Source organism: Deltaproteobacteria bacterium, assembly GCA_019308925.1.
Classification (GTDB): domain Bacteria; phylum Desulfobacterota; class B13-G15; order B13-G15; family RBG-16-54-18; genus JAFDHG01.
Genome location: JAFDHG010000043.1, coordinates 1 through 22,401, shown reverse-complemented (window position 1 = coordinate 22,401; position 22,401 = coordinate 1). Strand labels below are relative to the sequence as shown.

Annotated in this window: 19 protein-coding genes and 1 pseudogene; 18 read left to right on the top strand and 2 right to left on the bottom strand. The window is 49.1% G+C overall.

Going from position 1 to position 22,401, the window contains the following annotated elements; all coding sequences use genetic code 11:
• Positions 1-4: 4 nt before the first annotated feature.
• Positions 5-790, bottom strand: coding sequence for a 5-oxoprolinase subunit PxpA (locus tag JRI46_08270; protein MBW2039573.1), 786 nt, complete (start codon positions 788-790; stop codon positions 5-7).
• A 405-nt stretch (positions 791-1,195) separates the two neighbouring features.
• Here JRI46_08270 and JRI46_08265 point away from each other — a divergent pair, with 405 nt between their 5' ends.
• The 3 genes from JRI46_08265 to JRI46_08255 are packed head-to-tail and all read left to right on the top strand — an operon-like array spanning position 1,196 to position 4,328.
• Complete coding sequence (locus tag JRI46_08265) at positions 1,196-2,518, top strand: DUF1015 domain-containing protein (GenBank protein MBW2039572.1); 1,323 nt, start codon at positions 1,196-1,198, stop codon at positions 2,516-2,518.
• The gene (locus tag JRI46_08260) at positions 2,518-3,291 is read left to right on the top strand and encodes a tRNA1(Val) (adenine(37)-N6)-methyltransferase (protein MBW2039571.1); all 774 of its coding nucleotides are present in this window, start codon (positions 2,518-2,520) and stop codon (positions 3,289-3,291) included. The genes JRI46_08265 and JRI46_08260 overlap by 1 nt, the downstream gene beginning before the upstream one ends.
• A gap of 2 nt (positions 3,292-3,293) precedes the next feature.
• A complete protein-coding gene (locus JRI46_08255; GenBank protein MBW2039570.1) occupies positions 3,294-4,328 on the top strand; it encodes a hypothetical protein in 1,035 nt (344 codons plus the stop codon).
• Between the two features lie 5 nt (positions 4,329-4,333).
• Here the strand turns inward: JRI46_08255 and JRI46_08250 are convergent, their stop codons facing one another.
• The gene (locus JRI46_08250; GenBank protein MBW2039569.1) at positions 4,334-5,104 is read right to left on the bottom strand and encodes an IclR family transcriptional regulator; all 771 of its coding nucleotides are present in this window, start codon (positions 5,102-5,104) and stop codon (positions 4,334-4,336) included.
• A gap of 214 nt (positions 5,105-5,318) precedes the next feature.
• On the opposite strand from JRI46_08250, the gene JRI46_08245 reads away from it, so the two are divergent.
• From JRI46_08245 to JRI46_08175, 15 genes and pseudogenes are all read left to right on the top strand, one after another.
• Positions 5,319-6,614, top strand: coding sequence for a hypothetical protein (locus JRI46_08245; protein ID MBW2039568.1), 1,296 nt, complete (start codon positions 5,319-5,321; stop codon positions 6,612-6,614).
• Entirely contained in the window at positions 6,607-7,329 is a 723-nt protein-coding gene (locus tag JRI46_08240; GenBank protein ID MBW2039567.1) for a hypothetical protein, read from the top strand. The genes JRI46_08245 and JRI46_08240 overlap by 8 nt, the downstream gene beginning before the upstream one ends.
• Before the next feature lie 94 nt (positions 7,330-7,423).
• A complete protein-coding gene (locus JRI46_08235; protein ID MBW2039566.1) occupies positions 7,424-7,711 on the top strand; it encodes a hypothetical protein in 288 nt (95 codons plus the stop codon).
• Positions 7,698-9,638: an aldehyde ferredoxin oxidoreductase family protein gene (locus JRI46_08230; GenBank protein MBW2039565.1), complete on the top strand. Its 1,941-nt coding sequence runs from the start codon at positions 7,698-7,700 to the stop codon at positions 9,636-9,638. The genes JRI46_08235 and JRI46_08230 overlap by 14 nt, the downstream gene beginning before the upstream one ends.
• A gap of 22 nt (positions 9,639-9,660) precedes the next feature.
• A complete protein-coding gene (locus JRI46_08225) occupies positions 9,661-10,158 on the top strand; it encodes a 4Fe-4S dicluster domain-containing protein (GenBank protein MBW2039564.1) in 498 nt (165 codons plus the stop codon).
• A 319-nt stretch (positions 10,159-10,477) separates the two neighbouring features.
• The gene (locus JRI46_08220; GenBank protein ID MBW2039563.1) at positions 10,478-12,517 is read left to right on the top strand and encodes an aldehyde dehydrogenase; all 2,040 of its coding nucleotides are present in this window, start codon (positions 10,478-10,480) and stop codon (positions 12,515-12,517) included.
• On the top strand, positions 12,514-13,053 hold the full coding sequence (locus JRI46_08215; GenBank protein MBW2039562.1) for a (4Fe-4S)-binding protein: 540 nt from the start codon (positions 12,514-12,516) through the stop codon (positions 13,051-13,053). The genes JRI46_08220 and JRI46_08215 overlap by 4 nt, the downstream gene beginning before the upstream one ends.
• 34 nt (positions 13,054-13,087) lie before the next feature.
• Positions 13,088-14,239 carry a (Fe-S)-binding protein gene (locus JRI46_08210; protein ID MBW2039561.1) on the top strand — a complete coding sequence of 384 codons (1,152 nt, stop codon included), beginning with the start codon at positions 13,088-13,090 and terminating at the stop codon, positions 14,237-14,239.
• Positions 14,240-15,055, top strand: coding sequence for a formate dehydrogenase accessory sulfurtransferase FdhD (gene fdhD, locus JRI46_08205; protein ID MBW2039560.1), 816 nt, complete (start codon positions 14,240-14,242; stop codon positions 15,053-15,055). It abuts the gene before it with no gap.
• 141 nt (positions 15,056-15,196) lie between these two features.
• Positions 15,197-18,259: pseudogene (locus JRI46_08200) on the top strand (CoB--CoM heterodisulfide reductase iron-sulfur subunit A family protein).
• A gap of 126 nt (positions 18,260-18,385) precedes the next feature.
• Positions 18,386-19,156, top strand: a complete 771-nt coding sequence (locus tag JRI46_08195; GenBank protein MBW2039559.1) for a hydrogenase iron-sulfur subunit — start codon at positions 18,386-18,388, stop codon at positions 19,154-19,156.
• A 66-nt stretch (positions 19,157-19,222) separates the two neighbouring features.
• Positions 19,223-19,675 carry a GNAT family N-acetyltransferase gene (locus JRI46_08190; GenBank protein ID MBW2039558.1) on the top strand — a complete coding sequence of 151 codons (453 nt, stop codon included), beginning with the start codon at positions 19,223-19,225 and terminating at the stop codon, positions 19,673-19,675.
• 473 nt (positions 19,676-20,148) lie between these two features.
• Positions 20,149-20,979, top strand: coding sequence for a CoA activase (locus JRI46_08185; GenBank protein MBW2039557.1), 831 nt, complete (start codon positions 20,149-20,151; stop codon positions 20,977-20,979).
• Positions 20,980-20,997: 18 nt separating this feature from the next.
• Complete coding sequence (gene bzdQ, locus JRI46_08180; GenBank protein ID MBW2039556.1) at positions 20,998-21,933, top strand: benzoyl-CoA reductase, bzd-type, subunit Q; 936 nt, start codon at positions 20,998-21,000, stop codon at positions 21,931-21,933.
• 10 nt (positions 21,934-21,943) lie between these two features.
• Positions 21,944-22,258 carry a 4Fe-4S binding protein gene (locus tag JRI46_08175; protein ID MBW2039555.1) on the top strand — a complete coding sequence of 105 codons (315 nt, stop codon included), beginning with the start codon at positions 21,944-21,946 and terminating at the stop codon, positions 22,256-22,258.
• Positions 22,259-22,401: the final 143 nt, after the last annotated feature.

Below are 22,401 nucleotides of genomic sequence, written 5' to 3'. Positions count from 1 at the left end.
TTCTCTAAAGAAAGGTCCCCATAGAGGCGATCTCTATCCCAGAGCTGAGGAGAACCTCCCTTATCCGCTTTGCCAACCTTACTGCTGACGGATTATCACCGTGTACACAGATGGTATCTGCTGCAAGCTCGATCTCGGTCCCGTCCTTGGCCGACACCCTTCCTTCGGTCACCATCTTCAGGACCCTCTCCGCAACCACTTGCTGATCTTCAATCACTGCCCCTGGTTCACGGCGGGAGACCAGAGAGCCGTCACGATTATAAGCCCTGTCAGCAAAGAATTCGAAGGCCACCCGGATCCCGTAGCGCCTACCAATCTCTTCGAGTTCCTCCCTCTTGGGTCCAGCCAGGACAACGAGGATGAGATCCTTGTCCATGCCGGAGATCACCTCTGCCATCGCCTCCCAGATGCTCACGTCCTGAACGGCCATGTTGTAAAGCCCTCCATGGGACTTGACATGTTGTATTTTCATCCCTTGCAAGGTGGCAAAGGCCTGAAAGGCCCCTATTTGATAGGTGACATAATCGCGGATCTCCTCCAGGGTAGCGTCTATATACCTCCTGCCAAAGCCGAGCAGATCGGGGAACCCAGGGTGGGCACCCAATGCCACCCCATGTCTTTTGGCCAAGGCGATGGTGCGCCTCATCACAGCAGGGTCTCCGGCATGAAACCCGCAGGCGATATTGGCCGAGCTGATCAGGGGGATCACCTCTTCATCGAGGCCGATCTTATAGACGCCAAAACTCTCCCCCACATCAGAGTTCAGATCAATTTTATCCCTTCGTCCCATCTCTCACCTCCTGCAAATCCTCAAGGGGTTTTCTGGAGCAGCTCCTAACTTCCCATGTATATCGTGCATGTTCCAACGACACCATCAAATCTAATCGATTTTTTCATGAAGCTCAATAGGATTTTTTACTGGAGTCTGACTTTTTAATATAGAAATTGTTATTGTGTAATAATATCAATATGTTGAAGATAGAGATATCTGGAATCCCCCCTTTTTGAGTTTTAAAATAGTGATCTAAACATCTCAAATACTTAGGAAAGTTTCTTTCCTCAAAAACGTATAGAAACTCCTATAATCATGAAAAACTCAGGAAACTCCAGGATTTTTTAGAGTAGTCGAGCCCTTTTGTTGACAAGAAAGAGATTTCATGTTACTCCCTTGGCGATCAAAATAGGGGAGCAGGAGATGTCAAAGATTGTCCCCTTCCGTGGGCTCTATTATAACCCCAAAAAGGTTGCGGATCTCTCTTTAGTAGCTACTCCACCTTACGACGTCATAACGCCCGAGGAGCAGAGACGCTATCGGCAGAGACATCCCTATAACATAATCCGCCTCATCCTACCAGAGGGGACCGGGGCGGACAGATATAAAGGGGCCTCAAACTACTTGCAGGAATGGGAGAGAGAAGGTATCCTAGTAAGGGAGGGGAACCCTTCTGTCTATCCCTATCAGCAGATTTTTACCTCGCCCTCAGGGGAGATAAAGAAGAGGGAGGGTTTTATGGCCTTGGTCAGACTTGAGCCATGGGGGCAAGGTAGTATAGTTCCCCACGAGCGTACTACCCCCAAACCAGTGGAGGATCGGCTAAATTTGATGGAGGCATGCAGGGCGAACCTCAGTCAAGTCTTTGCCATCTATCCCGATCCAGCGGGAGAGATTGAAGAAATTTTAGAGGCGGTATGGACCGCCTCTCCCCGGTATGAGTTTAGAGATAATGAGGTAATCCACCGCCTCTGGCAGCTGGATGACCAAGGGATCATCGCGGAAGTAGGGGAAAAGATGCTGAGCAAGACCATCCTTATTGCAGATGGCCATCATCGCTATAAAACTGCTCTTACCTATCGTGACAGGATGAGGAAGAGATATCCCTCCTATACCGAAAGATCTCCTTTTGAATATACAATGATGTATTTGACCTCCATGGAGGGAGAGGGGCTTCTCATCCTCCCCACTCATCGACTCGTTTCCCCTATGGAGCCCTTTGATCCGGGTGAATTTTATTCCAACCTGAGGGAATATTTTTCCCTACAAACCTTCGACTTTGAGGACCCCAGTGGTGAAAAATGGGCTCGAAAGGCCCTCTGGAAGGCCTTGGACAAAAAAAGAGGAGATACCTATGCATTTGGCCTTTACATTAGTGGGGAGAGGAGATATCTTCTCTTGACTCTGAGGGAAGGGATAAGGATGGGGGGACTCCTCAGGGGATATCCCGAGGTCTTACAGGAACTAGATGTGACCCTTCTGGATAGATTTATCTTGAAAGAACTATTGAAGGCAGGTGAGGAAGAGGTAGGATTGATGAAGGATAGGGATGAGGCCCTGGAAGAGGTCTATAAAGGTAGGTACAAGATGGTCTTCTTCCTGAATCCTCCCACTATCCAACAGGTGAAGAGGGTTGCCGATGCAGGGGAGGTAATGCCGCGCAAGTCGACCTATTTTTATCCCAAAGTAGCCACCGGTTTGGTGATCTACAAGATCGTCCCCAATGAGGAGGTAGAACCGATTTGATGCCTGGCCTCTCATCATCTTCCACCACCAAAGAAACCTTAGATTCCCTCTTCAACGGAAAGATAAGGATGGTACAAGAAAGGGATGGGTACCGCTTCTCCCTAGACGCCCTTCTGCTTGCGGGTTTCGTCTGGCTGAAAAGGGGGGAGAAGGTCATCGATCTGGGGACAGGGGTAGGGATAATCCCCATCATCTTGGGCAAAAGGGGGGAGGGTGCCCAGGAGATCGTGGGGGTGGAGATACAAGAGAACTTAACCAAGCTAGCCAAGAGGAATGTCCTCCTCAATGGACTTGAGGATCTGATAACTATCTGTCATGGAGACATCAGGGGGTTGAAGGATACCTTCCTCCCCTCTTCCTTTGATGTAGTGGTGACTAACCCACCTTATTACCTGGTTTCTAGTGGGAGGATCAACCCCCATTCCCAGAAGGCCATCGCACGCCATGAGGTCAAATGCACCATAGACGATGTCCTTTGGGTGGCCTGTTATCTCTTAAAGGAAGGGGGAAGGATCTTCGTCATCTTTCCTGCCCATAGGTCCATCACCCTCTTTAATCGTTTGCGAGGTGCCCTTTTAGAGCCGAAGGGGCTTCGCTGGGTTTACCCCCGCCAGGGGGAAGGGGCCAAGTTCATCTTGGTGGAGGCATACAAGGGAGGAGGGGAAGGGGTTGAGGTGTTGCCGCCCCTCTTTGTCTATTCTGATAAAGGGAGATATACCGCGGAGATGGAGAAATTATACTCCGAGGCAACCATAGAGAGGGAAGGAGAATAGCGGTGAAGACAAAAAAGATATTTGGGCTGGTGGTGGTTTTAACCTCTTTGTTCCTTATCTCCTCCTGCCTCCCCTGGGGGAAGAAAAAAGAGGAGAAGGGGCTCTATGAAAAAGGGAAAGAGGGGAAGTGGGTCTATAGTGAGCAACGACCCTCTCCTTATGGTGAAGGGAAGAGGGCAGTTACCTATTCTAAGAGACCTTATGGGGTAAAGGAGGGGGAAGGCGAGGAGGTTGGCCGCCCCAAACCCGTTATTACCCCATATCTTTTGGGAAGATTAAAATACAAGGTGGTGTTGATGGAGTTTCAGGACGAGACCGAGGGAGGCAGAAAGGGGCTGGGGGCGATAGTGGCCCAGGAGCTGGCCAAACAACTGGAGGAGAGTGGAACGGTGGTGTTAGTGGATATGGAGCTGGTGAAAAAGACTCTGAGAGGAGGGGATGTTAGTTTACTGATGGAGCCCAATTCCCTCTGGAGATTAAGGACTTTGTTAGGGGTTCATGGGCTGGTGACAGGATCGATAAAGGATGTATTGGTGGGGTCCGGGAAAAAGGGGAAGGGGGAAGAGGCCCTGGCCGTCACCAAGATAGAGGCCAAGTTGCTGGATACAGAGACAGGCAATATCATCAGATCTGTAAAGGGGGAAAACCCCATCTTTACCTCCAGCGCCGTGGGGGAATTTAGCCGTGACAAGGCCCTACTCAAGGCCATAAACTTCGCCCTCCAAGGGATCAAGGAGGGGATAGTCAGGGGATTGGCCGGTCTTGAGTGGTCCACGAGTGTGGCCTCTGTGGAGGGGGGCAAGGTATACCTCAATGCGGGCAAATCCACGGGCCTGAAGGTGGGGGACGTATTGAAGGTCTTCGGCCCTGGCAAAGAGATAAAACACCCTGTCACCAAGGTCTCCTTAGGAAGGATACCAGGTGAACTAAAGGGGAACATAAAGGTACGCCAGTTCTTCGGATTTGACGCCTCGGAGGCGGAGGTGATCACTGGGGGGGAGATGGCTGCTGGCGATATGGTGAGGCTGGCAAAATAGTAAAATTAACTTCCCCTTCTCTGTCTCAGTTCTTGCGAGATGGCATCAGCAGCGTGAAGGGTCTTTTCTATCACCTGTTCCATTTTTTCGTCTGTGAGGGAGGAGGAAAAACCCACCACCCAGATGGCGGCCAAGAGATTGTCCTTGGTCTCTATAAGGGCCGCTACTGCACTAACCCCTTGCAGGTATTCCTCACGATCGATGGCAAACCCTCTCTTCCTTACCTTTGTTGTTTCCTGCAGATAGCTATCGAGATCAGTAATAGTATTTTTTGTATACTTGACCAACCCCCTGGTGGTAAGATATTTAAGGGCCTCTTCCTCCTCCATATAGGCGAGAAATAACTTGCCGGTGGCACCTGCAGACAAAGGGATCCTTGTCCCGCTAGGGGATGTAATCTTTATTTCCTTATTGCTCTCCACCGAGTCTAGGATGAGGATATGGTGACCGTTGAGGATGCCCAAGAAGACCGTTTCCCCTGTCTCCTCCATGAGCCCCTCCATATGTCTCCGGGCCACCTCTCGCAGAGGAATTTTGGAAAGACCTCTTTTGCTCAGTTCCAGAATGGCGTAGCCGAGGTTATACCTCTTGTTAAGGGGGTTCCTGGTTATTACCTCCATTTCTTCCAGGGCAGCGGTTACCCCATGGACGGTGCTTTTGCTTATCCCAAGTCTTTTTGCCAATTCACTGATCCCCAAACCCCGATCGCTGTCGGCGATCAACCTCAATACCTGAAAGGCCTTCCTTACCGAAGGTGCTTGATATCTATGGGCCATTGTTCACCATAATGAACTATTTTTTACAATTTATATCCTTTTGATATTTTTGTCAAGGCAAATATTTGCAATTAACTATGCAAAAATATTAAATTTCTGAAAAATTTAATTTCTATCTTGACAAAAAGAAGGAATGTGATATGATACAAGGCAACTTTTGGTTCATAATGATGAACACTAAATATCAGGGGTGAGGAGGAAGCACCAAGGTATCGTGGCTGAGATTCCTAGCATATTGGTGCTTGAGCCAGCAGCCGAGCAGAGCCAGCGTCGAACCGCAGGGATCATGGTTAAAAAAGGGCCGCAGCTTGATTTAGAATCCCTCAAGGCACACCTCAGAGAAATCCGCCAGCATTCCCGGGATAATCACATCTCACTACTAGAGGAGCTTAAGAGGAACCTTGATCAGTACGCGGGGGTGAAGCTGGCCATTGCCACAGATGCCAAGCAAGCTGCATCTTATATCAAGCAAACTGCTGAGGGTACGGACCTTGCCTCGATCAACAAATCAAGCGTGGTGATAAACGAGCTGCGGCCAGAGTTGCAGGCTTCTGGTTTTAAGACATATATCCGCTACTTCACGGAGTTTAAGAATTTTGAGAAGTTTGAAAAAAAGGTAGAAGATTACTGGGCACTCCCCGGAATGCACGAAAGGGGCCTTGTCGAATCGTTCGACGTTCGTAAAACAGTAACTCGGTTGAGATCATCAGAGGTGCGAGATTTCGTGGCCATATTGGGTGTGAATGCAGTCTCGGCTGAAGATGGCTCTGTTTTTTTCTTGCAACATATGACCAATATTTCTAAGGACTTGGAGCAGGCCAAGAAGATAATACTGGTGGTCAGCCTGGAAAAGGTAGTGAAAGACAGGGGAGCAGCCCTTTTTCAGACCAGGTGCATGGGAATATTTGGCCTGGAGAGTATTCTTCTCGACCTTGGTCCCAAAGAGGTAGAACAGTATGATTTTGATAGCCTACCTACGCTTTCAGGGGATCAGGGCAGGGAACTCCATATCCTGATCCTGGATAATGGTCGAAAGGGACTGCTCAAGGACGGATATAAAGACCTCTTTTTATGCCTTGATTGCCGAGCCTGTGCTCGCCAGTGTCCCATTGGGCTACACCTGCTGGCCAACAAAGGGATGGTCTATAGCCCTAAAAATTACCTATTGGGGTTTCTGCAAGGGTGGCTTCCCCCAGCCGAGGCCTGTGTTCATTGCGGCCGCTGCCAGGTGGAATGCCCGGTTGAGATCGATATCCCGACTTTGCTCTGGAAAGGCCAATTCGAATATTATGCGCGGCATGGTCGAGGTTTGAGGAAAAGGCTGCTTGACAACCCTGAACTGTTGGCAAAACTCGGCTCATGGACAGCCCCACTCGCTAACTGGGCAAAAGATAGGGTTATCTTTAAGCTAATCATGCAAGTAGTAGCGGGAATTCACCGTCAGGCTAGGTTGCCTACCTTTCATCGCCAAACGTTGAGAAAGTGGGCCAAGGGAGGCCGCCGTGGTTGAGAGGATAGTGTATTATGCTGGCTGCTTTGCCAACTACTATGACCCGCAGATCGGCAAAGCCCTGATTGAGGTTATGAGACAGAATGGGATCGAGGCCTTAATTCCTGAGCAGAAGTGTTGCGGCATGCCCATGATGGCCAACGGTAATGTAAAGGGGGCAGCGAAGAACTTTAACTACAACGTTAAATTACTTTCTCGGGCAGCTTCCCCAGGCTATGACATCATCACCACCTGTCCAAGTGGTAATCTGATGTTTCGGAAAGAAGGCCTGGCCTTTTTCGACAGCGAGGAAGCAAGGTTTGTCTCCGGTCATATCTACGATGCTGGTGAATATCTATTGCGCTTGCATCATCAGGGCAGGTTAGATACCAATTTTCGGGAGATACCGTTGAAGGTTTTCTACCATAATCCCTGTCATTTAAAAGTACAGAACATAACAAAGGAGCCGGTGGCTCTGCTCAAGTTGATACCTGGCCTGGTAGTAAGCAAAGTCAACACCAATTGCTGTGGCATGGGCGGCTCCTATGGGATGAAGGCAGTTAACTACGACCTTTCGGTGCAGATCGCACAGAAGGTTTGGGAGGATGTAAAAGCCGCTGAGGTGGATAGGATAGTGACTGAGTGTGGGGGCTGCAAGTTGCAGCTAGAAGCTGGCACAGGGATAAATGCGGTGCATCCTATCGTGCTGTTGAACGAGGCCTACAGATCTTCCTAGGCCTGCGGCGCAGTGAGGCGAACACAGGAGGTGGGGGCTTGATGGTTTGGTCTGCGTTACTTAGTAATATTTTTTATTAGAAAGGAGGATAGTAATGGCAATGGAGAAGGAAGGATTGTCAGGGGCTGAAAGCCTGGCCAAGACCAGGACGTATGGTAAGTTCAGGTGCCATAACCCAAGTTGCATGGCGAGAATTACCGTACCGCCTGGAGCTACACATTGTAAGTGTCCAACTTGTGGCCTTGAGTGGCGCGTGTCTTGGATCGGCCCCAATTTTCCCCGAATACGGGGGCCGGTATGGGATGTAAATAAAAAATTAGCCCAAGAGGCCGTAGCAAAAAAGGCAGCAACAAAGGAGGGAAACCAAGATGGCATTGAATAGGAAGATAGCGTATATTGACCTCTTTACGGGTAAGGTTGAAACAAAACCTATCCCGCTTGAGGTGCGCAAGCGATTTCTTGGCGGCAGAGGGCTGGATGCGTATTTGCTCTATAACCATACTGAGAAAGGCATTGACCCTTTGGGCCCGAAAAATGTGCTCATGGTCAGTGCTGGCATCCTGGGCGCAACGTTGGCTTCAGCAAGCTCCAGAACCCATATTATGGCCAAGTCACCGCTTACCGATTTGCTCGGCAGTTCTAACATGGGGGGGTTCTTTGCCCCTGAGCTAAGGTGGGCTGGCTTTGATCATCTGGTGATAAAGGGCAAGGCGGAAAAACCGGTTTATCTCTGGATTCACAATGGTGAAATAGAGATCAGAGATGCCAGCCACCTGTGGGGTAAAACTACCACTGAGACACAATGGGCCATTAGAGAAGAACTTGGTGATGAGGATGTCAAATGTGCAGTCATCGGACCAGCCGGTGAGAACTTGGTAAGGTTTGCCAATGTTATGACAGGTATCAAAGATGCTGCTGGCAGATCAGGCATGGGGGCTGTCTTTGGTTCTAAAAACCTCAAGGCAATAGCTGCCAGAGGCACTATGGATATAAAAATAGCATATCCCACTGACGCCCTAGAGTATAACAAGCGGTTCATCACCCAAATTACAAGTGCCAAGGTAAATCAAACCCAGGGAAAGCTAGGGACACCTTTTATCTGGGGAGCAACCAATTCCTGGGGCGGAATCAGGACGAGGAATTTCCAGTATAACCAGTGTGAGTATGCTGATGATATCGAACCCGAGAGGATTGATGAAATCGCTACCGAAACTATAGGACCTTATCATATGGCTGGTTGCTTTGGCTGCCAGGTTCACTGCCGTGCTCAGTACAAAATTCCTTCAGGCCCCTACGCCGGGAAATATGATGAAGGGCCGGAATACACGTCCCAGGGTGCCTTTGGTGGAGAGCCAGACTGCAAAAGTGCAGTTACCGTCCTCACCGGTAATCATCTGGTAGACCAGTATGGTATAGATAATTTGGAAACCGGCAGCCTTATCTCCTGGGCCATGGAGCTCTATGAAGAGGGGATCCTCACCACCAAAGATACCGATGGCCTGGATCTAAAGTTTGGTAACGACGAAGCACTCCTCGAGATGATCCGCCGTATTACGTTTAGAGAAGGGTGGTTAGGTGATACATTGGCTGAGGGGGGAATTCGAGCTGCCGAGAAGATAGGTAAAGATTCGTTCGAATATCTCATTCAGGTCAAGGGCATGAGCAACTTGCACTCAGACGAGAGGGCAACTCCTGCACTGGCCCTTGGTATCGCCACAGGCTCCAGGGGTTCCGACCACCTGAGGAGTCGGCCTGCCATTGATCTTTACCATTTACCCGAGGAGGTTTTGAGGAAGATATATAGCAGCCCCGTTCCTTATGATGGGCCATTGAGCTCGGAACATACGTCATATGTTGGCAAATCATGGATGGTCTTCTGGCAAGAGTTGTGCTACATGGGGGTGGATTGCCTTGGCATATGCAAGTATCACACGACATTCCTTGGGGCAACACTTCCTAATTTTGAGGATTGGACAAAGGTGCTCTATTACAATACTGGGTTGGAAATGTCGCCTCGGGATATCTGGGACGTAGCGGAGAGATGTTACAATATAGAGAGGCTCTTCAATCTGAGGGAAGGATTGACAAGAGATGATCCAAAAAAAGGCGATACGCTAAATCACCGCTATTTTGATGAACCGTGTAGGCGTGGGGCGCCTGATGTTATCGGTGCCCGGATAGATAGGGAAAAGTTTGAGAAGATGATTGATGAATACTATGAGCATCATGGCTGGGACGAAAATGGCGTTCCTCGACCAGAGACGCTGAAGAGGCTTGACCTTGATAAAGAACCGTCCCACCTACTCTAATCTATTTGGAAGGAGGGAATCAATGGATAAGGTCTTGATGATAGATTACCAAAAGTGCACTGGCTGCCGGCTGTGTGAGCTCGTGTGTTCGGTTATGCATGAAGGTGTGTCTAACCCCTCCCGAAGTCGTATAAAGATCATGAAGTGGGAGGCAGAGGGCCTGTATATTCCCATGTCGTGTCAGCAGTGTGAGGATGCCCCGTGCATGGCCGTCTGCCCGGTGAAGGCTATCTCTCGCGATGAGACCTTAGCCCGGGTGGTGGTTGATTACGATGTGTGCATCGGCTGCCGCGCGTGTGTGGCTGTCTGCCCCTTTGGCGCTATGAGTTTTGATACCATAGATAGAAAGGTAGTCAAGTGCGACCTCTGTGATGGTGATCCCCAGTGTGTCCGATTCTGCGAGGTAGGGGCCTTGGAATATGTTGACGCCGATCGGGTTAGCGTGTTCAAAAAGAGGGACGCGGCGCAAAGATTATCCGTTGCACAAAAAGAGGCCGCTGCTCTACAGGCTGAGCTGTAATTGCCATCTTGGTCTCCTTGTTGCGTATATCTAAAATGGTGTACAAAGGGGAACGACTGAGGAGTAAAACTGCCGTGGCATTTGATTTTCATAGTACTTTATGAAACGGAAGGGGAACGAGGAAAGATTTTGCTATAGATCCTTGTGAAAATTTTCCCAAACGGACCAAAAGGTTCTTGACAAAAAAGTTATATATTGCTAAGTTTGTAAAAAAAAGCACAAGCTAGAAGGGGGTAAAGGTTGTTTTGAGTTAAGTGCCGGAAATCCATGATTAATCAAAAAGTATGTCACGGATTCAGGTAATCTAGAAGGAGAAAAAATGAGGTACGCAGAAACAGGGTTTAATTTAGAAATTGATCTATCCCGAGGAAACATTGAGAGGGTAGAAACGGACCCAAGAGACACCGAGCTTCATCTTGGGGGGCTAGGTACTAACGCCAAGATATTATGGGATCGGGTTCCCCCTGAAGTTGAACCCTTTTCTCCTGATAATCTACTGATATTCAGCACCGGTCTTTTATGTGGCACACCTGCTATCGGTGCTAATCGTACCATTGTTACTACCTATTCTCCTCAGACTTTGTTACTGGCATATTCAATGATGGGGGGATTTTGGGCGCCGGAATTGAAGTATGCCGGTTATGACAAAGTGATCTTTCGCGGCAAGTCCCCCAATCTAGTTTATCTGTGGATAAATGGTGACAAGGTGGAAATACGCGACGCCTCCCACCTGCATGGCAAAGGTCCTCTTGAAACCGCGGAGCTTATTAAGGACGAGCTGAACGAGCCGAAGGTCCAGGTCGCTGCTATCGGCCTAGCTGGTGAAAACAGGGCCTATTATGCTTCCATCGAGCATGGCAGGTCCAGTGCCAGCCGACTCGGAGTAGGTGCTATTATGGGGGATAAGAGATTAAAGGCTATAGCTGTTCGTGGAACAAAGGACATCAATATTGCCCGACCGGCTGAATTTATGGAGCTTTGCAACCAAGTGCTGGAATATATAAAGTTTCGGCAGGAGAACCCGATTAAGGGTGTACCCCCCATCTTGGCTAGCCTTGGTTCTCCGCAGGAGATGACATTACGTGATGAGGAGTGGCATACCACCAGCTTCTCCTGGGGGCATGCTCGCCGTCGCAGGAAGGATTTTTGGACCAAGGAAAGGGAAGAAAAGTGGACCAGGATTCAGGATAAAGCAGTGCTGCGGCTCTTAAGCTGTTATAACTGTCCGAACAAATGTGGAGCAACAATTTCCTACCCGGCTCTTGGGTCTCCAAGATATATGATGAAATGCTACTCGAAGCTTACCTACGTGATGGCGTCTATGTCGGATGATCTGGAGTTTGGTTTTAAAATCGCTGGACAAGCTCAAGAATATGGACTGGATGGGTACACAACCCCTCAGGTTATGGCTTTCGCAGTTGAGCTTTACGAGAACGGCATCCTGACCGATAAAGATATGCCGGGATTTCCCCCGAGATCTCCAAACGGCAGCGACGAGGAGAGGTTTTTCTGGCTGCTTGACAAAATTGTTCGACGAGAGGGGATCGGTGATGTCTTAGCCAATGGCGTCTACTGGGCAGCTCGTCAAATTGGCAAGGGGGCAGAGGCATACGATCATAATACCACCAAGAAACATGAGCAGATGGTTATTAAACTAGGAATGCTGAATCCTATTTATTATCTCATGTATGGTACTGGCGAGAAGGTAAACATTACGCAGATTGAAGGGCAAATTCCTCAGGCGCCCTTTCCTTCCCAAGAGTTGAGAGAGGAGTTTGTGAGGGATTGGATCCAGGTTCCTACTGGTAAGGAGGAAAGGTTCAAACAATTTATTATGGAATGGGGGGACGAGGGCAAGGTATTTCCATATTACCCACCTGCTGACCTGATCTGTGACCTGGTTGAATGGCAGGAGATGATGCATTACATTGATGATGCAACCGGGGTCTGCGCTGGCTTGTCATCATTTCCCCTCAAGCCTGCGTACCATATACATAATTACCCAGCTTTTATCTCAGCAGCGACTAGCATAGACATTGATGAAGATGGGTTGTGGGAAATAGCCAAGAGGAATCGAACTCTACTTAGAGCTATCAATGTGAGAAGAGGCTTGAGGGGGAAAGATGATGAACCACCTGCGGACCATTGGAGAAGGAGATTCCCGGAGTATGAGGCCAAGCTCAAGGATGAGTATTACAAATTCAGGGGATGGAATAGCGATGGTATTCCCACCAAAGAGACTCTAAATGGGCTGAGCCTTGATTACGTCGGCAAAGACTTGGAGGAAAGAGGAATTCTAGGAGATGGGAAGGCTGAAGGCGCTTTAAAGACATCTACTGGAGAGGGTTCTGAAAAATGAAAAAGGTCAGAGTAATAAATATCGATGCTGACAAATGCAATGGCTGCCGGGCATGTGAGGCAATTTGCTCCGCCTTTCATGCTAGTCCTAAATATAGCAGCATAAATCCGGAGAGATCTCGGATTCGGGTGAATTTCGATCCGCTGAACGACATCTATATTCCGGTAATGGGCGGCGAGTATACCGCATCGGAATGCAACAGCAGATATACCATCACGCTCGATGGAAAGAAGTATGAGGAGTGTGCCTTCTGCAGGGCTTCCTGCCCATCCAGGGACCTTTTCAAAGACCCTGATTCGGGCCTGCCTCTAAAATGTGATATGTGTGAAGATCTAGAGGATCCGTCTCTGGAAGAGCCATGGTGCGTTCAGTGGTGCTTGTCTGATGCTTTGACGTACGAAGAACGGGAAGAGGAAGTCGAAGAAGAAGTAAAGCAGGAGGAGCTGGAGATAGGATTGGAATCATTGGTAGACAGATATGGATTGCAGAAGATAATGGATACCGTTGCTCGAATGTCAATGTCAAAGAAGGGCTAAAATATTAACGTGAAAGAAGAGGATTAAAAAGACAGTGGAGACCGTAGCCCCCTACAAAGAGATCATAGATGTCATAAAAGAAAGCGGTGGAGACGCCTTTAAGAGATGCTTTCAATGCGGGTTATGCGATACTGTTTGTCCGTGGAATAGGGTGAGAACCTTCAGTATGCGTAAGATCGTCCGTGAGGCTACGTTCGGCTTGACTGATATAGAAAGTGAAGATATGTGGCTGTGTACTACCTGCGGAAAGTGCGTTCAGCAATGCCCCAGGGACGTACAACAGATAGAATCCGGGATATCCTTACGCAGGATCGCCACGGAATATGGGGTTTTTCCTGATCCTGTCAAGCCTATCCGCACCGTGAGCGCAGGCCTCGTTGCTCAAGGTAACCCCTTCGGTGAAGAACGGAAAAACAGGGCGGATTGGGCAGAGGGTCTGTCTGTAAAAACATTCGCCGAGGGGACGGAAGTTTTATATTTCCCCGGCTGCTACCTCTGCTATGACCCAAGATTACAAAAGGTAGCTAGAGCCACAGCCAATATCCTTAACAGGGCAGGGATAGATTTCGGGATACTGGGCTCCAAGGAGAATTGCTGTGGAGAAAGCATCCGCAAGACAGGCGATGAGGAATTATTCAAACGCTTAGCCAGGGAAAACATCAAAACGTTTATCGAAAACGGGGTGAAGAAAATCCTTGTTTCTTCCCCTCATTGCTACCACACCTTCAAAAACGAGTATCCTGAATTCAAGGTGAACTTTGAGGTGGTTCATATCTCCCAGTATTTATTTGAGCTCATTAATGAGGGAAGGCTTGAATTCGCCAAGGAGTATGGGAAGAGGATTACTTATCATGATCCTTGTTATCTGGGTCGACATAATGGTATATATGACGAGCCCCGAGAGGCCTTAAAGAAGATCCCTGGTTTAGAACTGATTGAGATGGCTGATTCGCGGCAAGATAGTCTCTGTTGCGGAATGGGAGGAGGCAGGGTTTGGATGGAAACTCCAAAGGATGAAAGATTCTCCAACCTCAGATTAGAACAAGCTCTTGGGGTTGGGGCTGAGGTGCTGGTTACTTCCTGCCCCTATTGCATTACCAGTTTTGAGGAAAGCAGGTTAGTCCTGAATTATGGTGAGGTCATACAGGTTAAGGACATCACGGAGATTCTCCAGGAAGTGATGTAGATGACAAAGAAGCTAAACATGCAAGAAGCGATTGGCAAATTGGATCTGAAAGGTCTCGCAGAGGACATAGTCTGCGATCGCTTTTCGGACAAGGGATGGGTCAGGACCTCAGTTCACGTGCCTACCGAGATGGAGCTCGCAATCTATGTAAATGGCCAGGCACTGGTCACCATCCTGTGCACTCCAAGCAAGCTGAATTGCCTTGTCATCGGATACCTTTATGCAGAGGGAATCATCTCAGGCATCGGCGACGTGGCGAGCATGCGGGTGTGTGAGGAGGAATTGCTGGCCGATGTGATGCTGAGCAACCCCGAGTATGAATTGCCAACGGTGCGGACACTCGCCTCTGGGTGCGGTGGAGGTGGAGTTTTCAAAACTCAGGGAGAGAGGGTTGATTCGGGTCTTGTTGCTACACCAACGGAAGTGCTATCACTGATGGAGCAGCTTCAAGAGCAGATGAAGCTGTATCAGTTTACTGGTGGCGTGCACACCTCAGCTCTGTCAGATACCAAGAACCTGCTAGTAGTGGCTGAGGATATCGGACGACATAACACCTTGAACAAGATTCAGGGCGAATGTCTATTGAGGGGACTATCAACCAGAGATCGACTGCTGCTGATCACCGGTCGCATTTCGTCCGAGATGTTGCTCAAGGCGGTAAAGATGCAGGTGCCGGTTGTTGTTTCGCGGCACTCGCCGACGGGGAGGGCAATTTCGCTTGCTCGTGATCTGGGCATTGCCCTGGTTGGCCAGGCGCGTGGCAGCCGCCTGGCGGTGTTTTCCCACCCGGAGCGACTTAGCTGCTCAACAAATTAAGTGCGCCTAACCCGGCCGACCCGGATAGTACGGGCACAAAAAATCTGATAAAGGCGGATAGAAGTGGAAAAAGAACTATTGCTAAAAGAAAAAATTCAACAACTTTGTAAAAGTCTTGGAGACAGTAATTTTGGAGATGTCATGGTTGTCGGTGGAGGGATCAGCGGCATTCAAGCCTCTCTTGACCTTGCCGCTTCTGGTTTTAAGGTGTACCTAGTTGACAAATCACCTACCGTTGGCGGCCATATGGCTCAGCTTGACAAGACCTTTCCCACTAATGAGTGCTCCACGTGAATACTCTCGCCCAAACTGGCCGAGGTCGGCCGGCACCCAAATATAGAGGTCCTTACCTTAGCTGAAGTTAAAAGCGTGGAAGGCGAAGCAGGGGATTTTACGGTGACCCTGATCAAAACCCCCCGATACATCAACGAGGATGAGTGTACAGGCTGTGCTACTTGTGCAGATTACTGCCCGGTCAATGTGCCTGACCCGTTTAACCAGAATATATCGTCCAGTAAAGCCGTCCATATATACTTTTCTCAAGCATATCCGCTTATCAGTTATATAGATCCTGAAACCTGTCTTTATCTGAAAGAAGGTAAATGTGGTATTTGCGAAGCAGTCTGTGAGAATAACGCCATAAACCTTAATCAAACGTCGGAGAAGGTGGAGATAAAAGTGGGGGCGATCATTCTCTCCGTGGGCCATGAACCATTTAACCCCCGGCTGAGGAACGACTATGGCTACGGAATATTTGACAACGTGGTAACCAGTATGGACTATGAACGAATAATATGCGCCACCGGGCCATACGAAGGTGAGATACTGCGGGCCTCCGATAAGAAGCATCCCCATAAAATAGCCTGGATTCAGTGCGTCGGTTCCAGACAGGTTACACCGGGCAATAACAGCTATTGTTCAGCCGTATGCTGCACCTATACTCAGAAACAGGTAATGGTGACAAAAGAACATGACGCTGAGGCTGAGTGTACGATATTCCATAACGATATTCGCTCCTGGGGCAAGGACTTCGAACGATTTTACCAGAGAGCAGTGGACCTCCCCGGGGTTCGATTTATAAGAAGCTATGTGTCAATAGGAAAAGAGGACCCGGAAACCAAGAATGTGAGTATAAGATACGCTACTGCCGAGGAGGGAGTAAAGGAGGAGGAATTCGATCTGGTAGTATTATCCGTTGGATTAAACCCTCCTGCTGATTACGAGGGCCTCGCAGCCACGTACGGTATTGAGCTCAATGCACACGGATTCTGCAAAACCAATCCGGTCAATCCCATGGAGACCTCTCGCCCGGGGATTTTTGTTAGCGGGGCCTTCCAGGGTCCTATGGATATCCCCGAGTCGGTTTTTACCGCCAGCGGGGCCGGTTCTCAATGTGGTGCATGCCTTGACTACCGGCGGGGAAAGCTGACCACCGAACGGGTCTTTCCGCCGGAAAGGGATGTCTCAGAAGAGGAACCCAGGGTGGGGGTCTTTGTATGCCGTTGTGGAGCGAATATCGGAGCAGTAGTGGATGTTCCTTCCGTAGTTGACTATGCCGCAACCTTACCCAATGTTGTCTATGCTCAGGAGCAGCTCTTTTCATGTGCTACTAGTTACGTCCAGGAAATAACAGACATAATAAAGGAAAAAGGGCTCAATCGGTTGGTTATCGCCGCCTGTACCCCCCTAAACCTTGAACCGACATTTCGGGACACCCTTCGGGAGGCAGGGGCCAATCAATATTTCTGTGAAATGGCCAATATTAGGGAGCATGACTCCTGGGTCCACTCAAAAGAACCGGAAGAAGCCACCCAGAAGGCAAAGGACCTCGTCCGGATGTCGGTAGCCAGAGCTGCCCTTTTGGAGCCATTACAGGAGATTGAGCTGCCGGTCAACAAGACGGCGTTAGTGATTGGTGGAGGCATAGCCGGCATGACGAACGCCCTCTCCATAGCCAACCAGGGACATGAGGTTCATCTGGTGGAGAAGGATGCAGACCTGGGGGGAATGGCTCGAAGACTTCACTACACCCTGGAAGGGCTGGATGTTCAAGCATATTTGCGTGATGTTATACGTGAGGTCTATCAACACCCCTTAATACATGTATATCATAATGCTACCATCACAGAGGCTACCGGATATGTGGGGAATTTTGTAACCACGGTGCAGTCTGAGAAAGGGGTTACCGAGATAAAACACGGTGCAACCGTCATCGCTACTGGTGCTGAGGAATATAAACCCACTGAATACCTTTATGGAGAAGATGATAGGGTAATGACCCATCTTGAGTTGGAGGAGAAGCTTGCCGCAGGAGATGAAAATATAACTAAGGCAGAGACGCTGGTGATGATCCAATGCGTAGGTTGCAGAAATGAAGAAAGAAATTACTGCTCCCGGGTATGTTGCAGCCAGGCTATAAAGAATGCCTTGAAGCTCAAAGAGATAAACCCCAAGATGGATATCTATATTCTCTTTCGGGATATGAGGACCTATGGGCTTATGGAGGATTATTACCGGGAGGCGTCCGAGAAAGACATCAAGTTCATCCGCTATGAGCCGGATGATAAACCGCAGGTGGAAGCGGTTGAGGAAGAGGGCCGTCCTGTTTTAAGGGTTACCGTGCCCGACCCCATTTTAGGTCAAAGACTTGCAATCGATGCCGATTACCTTGCGTTGGCTGCTGCCGTTATTCCAGCGTCAGAAAACAAGGAAGTAGCGCAGTTATTCAAGGTTACTTTGGGTCCGGATGGTTTCTTCAAAGAAGCTCATGTCAAATTACGGCCTGTTGACCTTGGCGCAGACGGCGTTTACCTGTGTGGGACAGCTCATTATCCCAAGCACATATCTGAGACGATTAACCAGTCTTACGGGGCCGCAGGTCGGGCCTTGACCTTACTGTCGCATGATATCGTCACCGTCTCAGGTGCTGTTTGCGAGGTAGATGAGAAAAAGTGTATAGGGTGTGGGGCATGTATCTCGGTTTGTACGTATGGTACGATATAGTTTCATGAGACTCGACAGGGCAAAAAGGCTGTGGTTAATCCCGTTCTCTGTAAAGGGTGTGGTCTCTGCAATACCAAGTGTCCTACCGGGGCTATTTCTCTGAAGCACTATACCAATGAAGAGCTGTCGAGCCAAATTGATGCGGCCCTTCTAGAGGAAGAGGCTGTTCCACACATGGATGCGGCGGTTGGCGATGTTTAAAACTATACAAATGACTACTGCTGGGATTATTCAGAAAGGAGGTGAGAACCAATGAGCCCAGGGCATCGATTTAAACCGAGAATATTAGGCTTTGTTTGCAATTGGTGAGCATACGGCGCTGCAGACATGGCTGGAGTTTCCAGACTGCAATACACGACTGAAGCGAGGCTTATCCGCGTGATGTGCACCGGCAGAGTCGACCTGTCGTTTGTACTCCGGGGGTTCTCAAACGGCGCGGACGGGGTGTTTATCGGCGGTTGTCATCCTGGTGAATGTAATTATATGGTTCATGGAAATTACCATGCACTAAGCATGGTGCATCTCTGTAGAAGAATAATGGAGCACATAGGGCTAAACCCCGAAAGGTTGATGATTGACTGGTGTGACGCCGGCGAAGGAATCCGTTTCGGCAGAATCATGAATGAGTTTAGCAGTAAGGTGAAGGAATTGGGACCGCTAGGTGCAAGTGAAGGAATCGATCAAAACGAATTAAGATCGAAACTTGAAGAAGTAACAAAGCTCGTCCCCTACATTAAGCTGATGAAACAGGAAAAACTGGGGACGCGCCTTGAGAACACAGAGGAATATAAAGACCTGTACACCAGCGACGAGATTGACCAGTTATTTAGCGAAGTAGTCTCTTATTATATTGATCCGGAAAAGTGCCAGGCCTGTATGATTTGTGCTAAGAGATGCCCTGTGGAAGCGATTATAAGTGCCAAGAACCAGATCCATGTCATTGACCAGGAAAAATGCATAAAATGCGGGACTTGCTTTGAGGCGTGCCCGCCTAAATTTGGTGCGGTGACGAAGATTGTTGGCGAGTCTGTTCCGCCTCCTATTCCTGAAGAAAAAAGAACTATAGTCAGAAAGAGTAAAGAAAAAGAAGTTGCTTGAAGCAAGGGAGGGAGGATTATTCAACTTGCTTGGGTTAAAATATCACCCTAAAGAGAAAGGAGCCCCATGAATGAGAGCACCATTAAAATTAGACTCATGAAGGCTGACGATTTTGACGCTGTGGTTGGGATTGACGAGAAAGTACTCAAGGCTCGCCGGCAGGAGTACTATGAACTGAAGTTTGAAAAGCTTGTTCAATCCAAAGATTATTTGCCCACCTCGCTTGTGGCAGAGGAAGAAGATGGAACGGTGGTGGGGTTTATAATGGGGGAACTCTATATAGGAGAATATGGTATTTCCCAGGAAAAAGCAACCCTGGATACGATCGGCGTTGATCCCGATTACCAGCATAAGGGTATCGGTGAGCAGTTGATTAATGAATTTGTGGATCATTTGAGAACACTCGGCGTTCAAAAAATAAACACCTTGGTCGACTGGAATGATTCCCAACTGATACATTTCTTTAGCGCGAACCAATTTAGCCCCTCCAAAACCATTAACCTGGAACGAAGCCTTTGATGGTAGTAAGAACCAGGTCTGAGAAGGTAGATAAAACTCGTAAAATAATCTTACAGCTATTGCTGGCTCATGCTCCAGATGCCTGGGAATTGCAGGATTTGGCTAAAAAGTATGGAAATGTTTTCCGCTTTGCCCTACATCGACACTACAAGCAGCTTTCGTTTTAACCGAAGCGCTAATATCTCCCCCACCTTCATTTCGAACCCGAGTCAGAGGAATAGGCAACGATTAATACTGTTCCAGCTGGGGTTCGGTAGCACTAAATGAATATGCCTTTGGGGGAAGGTGGCCCCATGCAGACTTCATCTCCTAAAACCAGATTTGTTGTTCTCACTCCAAATGGCTTCAGGTGGCTGATGAGCGGGAGTTTGATGAGACTCGAGCCCAGAGGATGATCGATCTCTTCGTTACTGAGATCATGGGGCCCAGAGAGGTGAAAGACTAACGATTTTAGAATAAGAAAGGAGGACAAAATGCTAGTTGCCGGAATAGATGTAGGCGGTAAAAATTTGCACATCGTTATCATGAAGGATGGTGAAATAATTGCAAAGAACAAAGCACCAGCAGGCATAAAGAAGGCAGAGTCGGCAGAAAAGGTTTATGACGAGACTCTGAAAAAGGCAGGTCTCAAGAGAGACGATGTCGAGCAAGTGGTGGCTACTGGTAGTGCAGGTAAGCGCGCTGCCTTCGCTACTGGCTTCATCCCCGATGCCGCTGCCGATGCCAGGGGGGTAAATCGACTTGTCCCTTCAGCGAGGACTATCATTGATGTAGGTGCAGAGGAGGGTAGGGCAATTAAAGTTAGCCCTGAAGGGAAAGTCCTTGACTTTGCCATCAACGAGAAATGTGCGGCTGGAACCGGTACCTTTGTCGAGACCATGGCTAGGGCGCTGGAGATATCAGTGGAGGAGATGGCGCAGATCTCACTGAAGTCCAACAAGTCGATCCCGATGAATGCGCAGTGCGCCGTCTTTGGAGAATCCGAGGTGGTTTCGCTGATTCACGCAAAGACTGAAAAACACGATATTGCCCGAGCAGTGCATGATGCCATTGCCGGAAGGATTGCCTCGGTAGCTCGTATTGTGGGGCTGGAAAAGGACATAGCTATGATCGGAGGTGTGGCTATGAATGCTGGGTTCATTGACTCCCTGAAGAGGGAAACAGATATGGATATAGTCGTACCCGATGACCCTGACTATGTGGGCGCCCTGGGAGCGGCTGTTGCTGCTTCTACTGGGGTGTTGGAAGAAGAGGTTAAGGCAAAGGTGGTAGAAAAGGAGACAATCGAAGAAGGAAAAGCTTAATAGAAGAGGTGTAACACCATGGCTGAAGAAGAAAAGACGCAAGAATACTGGAGATGGCCGGAGGGCAGTTGGGTAAATCCGGATATTGACTGGAAGAAGGGGAAAGTTATCACCGCTGGGGTTGATGTGGGTTCAGTCAGCTCACAGGCAGTGGTAATGGTTGACGGCGAACTCTATGCCTTCAGCAACACGCGCACAGGCTCGGATAGTCCTGACAGCGCTCGGAAGTGTTTGAATATGGCTTTGGAAAAAAGCGATTTGAAGGTGGATAATATGGATTACTGCATTGGGACCGGCTATGGAAGGGTGAACGTGCCCATGGCCCAGCATGCGATAACCGAGATCGCATGTCATGCTCGGGGAGCTAACTTCATGTATGGGCCAGAGGTGAGAACCGTGATGGATATGGGTGGTCAGGACTGCAAGGCCATCAACTGCGATAACAGGGGCAAGGTTCTCAACTTTATGATGAACGACAAGTGCGCTGCTGGTACTGGTCGGGGCATGGAAGTATTTGCCGACCTCATAAGGGTGCCCGTTTGGGAGATTGGGCCGCGTTCCTTCCAGATCGAGAAGGAGCCGCCCATGATAAGCAGCACCTGCGTGGTATTTGCCAAGTCTGAGGTTGTCGGCTTGTTGGAGGAAGGGAAGCCTGAGAACGACATCATGGCTGCTTACTGTTCCGCCATGGCCCACCGTATACTAGAGCTGTTAAATCGCCTGGGCGTGCAGGAAAAATTTGTCATCACCGGCGGCATTGCCAAAAATGAAGGGGTAGTGAAGAGACTGGAGAAAGAGCTGGGTATAAACACCATGGATAAGGCCTGGTATAGAGAAGATATGCGCAAGGCAGATATTCCGTTTGACACCCAGATCGCCGGTGGGATAGGAGCGGCCATGTTCGGCTACGCCATGATCGAGCGCGGGAAAGTGAAGAGCGCTCGGAAAACATGAGAGAAAGAAAATGATAGCGAATTACGGTTTCAAAGATGGATCGGGCGATTGGTTCGTCACAATTGACACTGATAAGTGTAACGGCTGTGGTAAATGCGTAGAGGCCTGCCCTGCGAACGCCCTTGAAGTAGCTGAAGATGAATACGATCCTTTCCGGGACGACCAAGTGGCCAGAGTGGTAGTGGAGGAGCGCAAGAAGGTTAGGTATACTTGCGCTCCTTGCCGGCCGGGCTACGGTGCCGAGCCTCCACCCTGTGTAGCCGCTTGTGAACCAGGAGCCATCTCTCACTCAGAGGGATGGAAGCTTTTGTATGGGAAGAAATAATCTCATTCCCGCCAGCGCTCAGCTAGGAGACAGCAATGGCTGAAGCAGGACGCTGCCTGAGGTGTGACCTCCGGCTCCTGTTCAATAAGCCCATTTTGGCACCGAAGAAGGAGCTGTGGGTTGAATTCACCACATATTCTTCA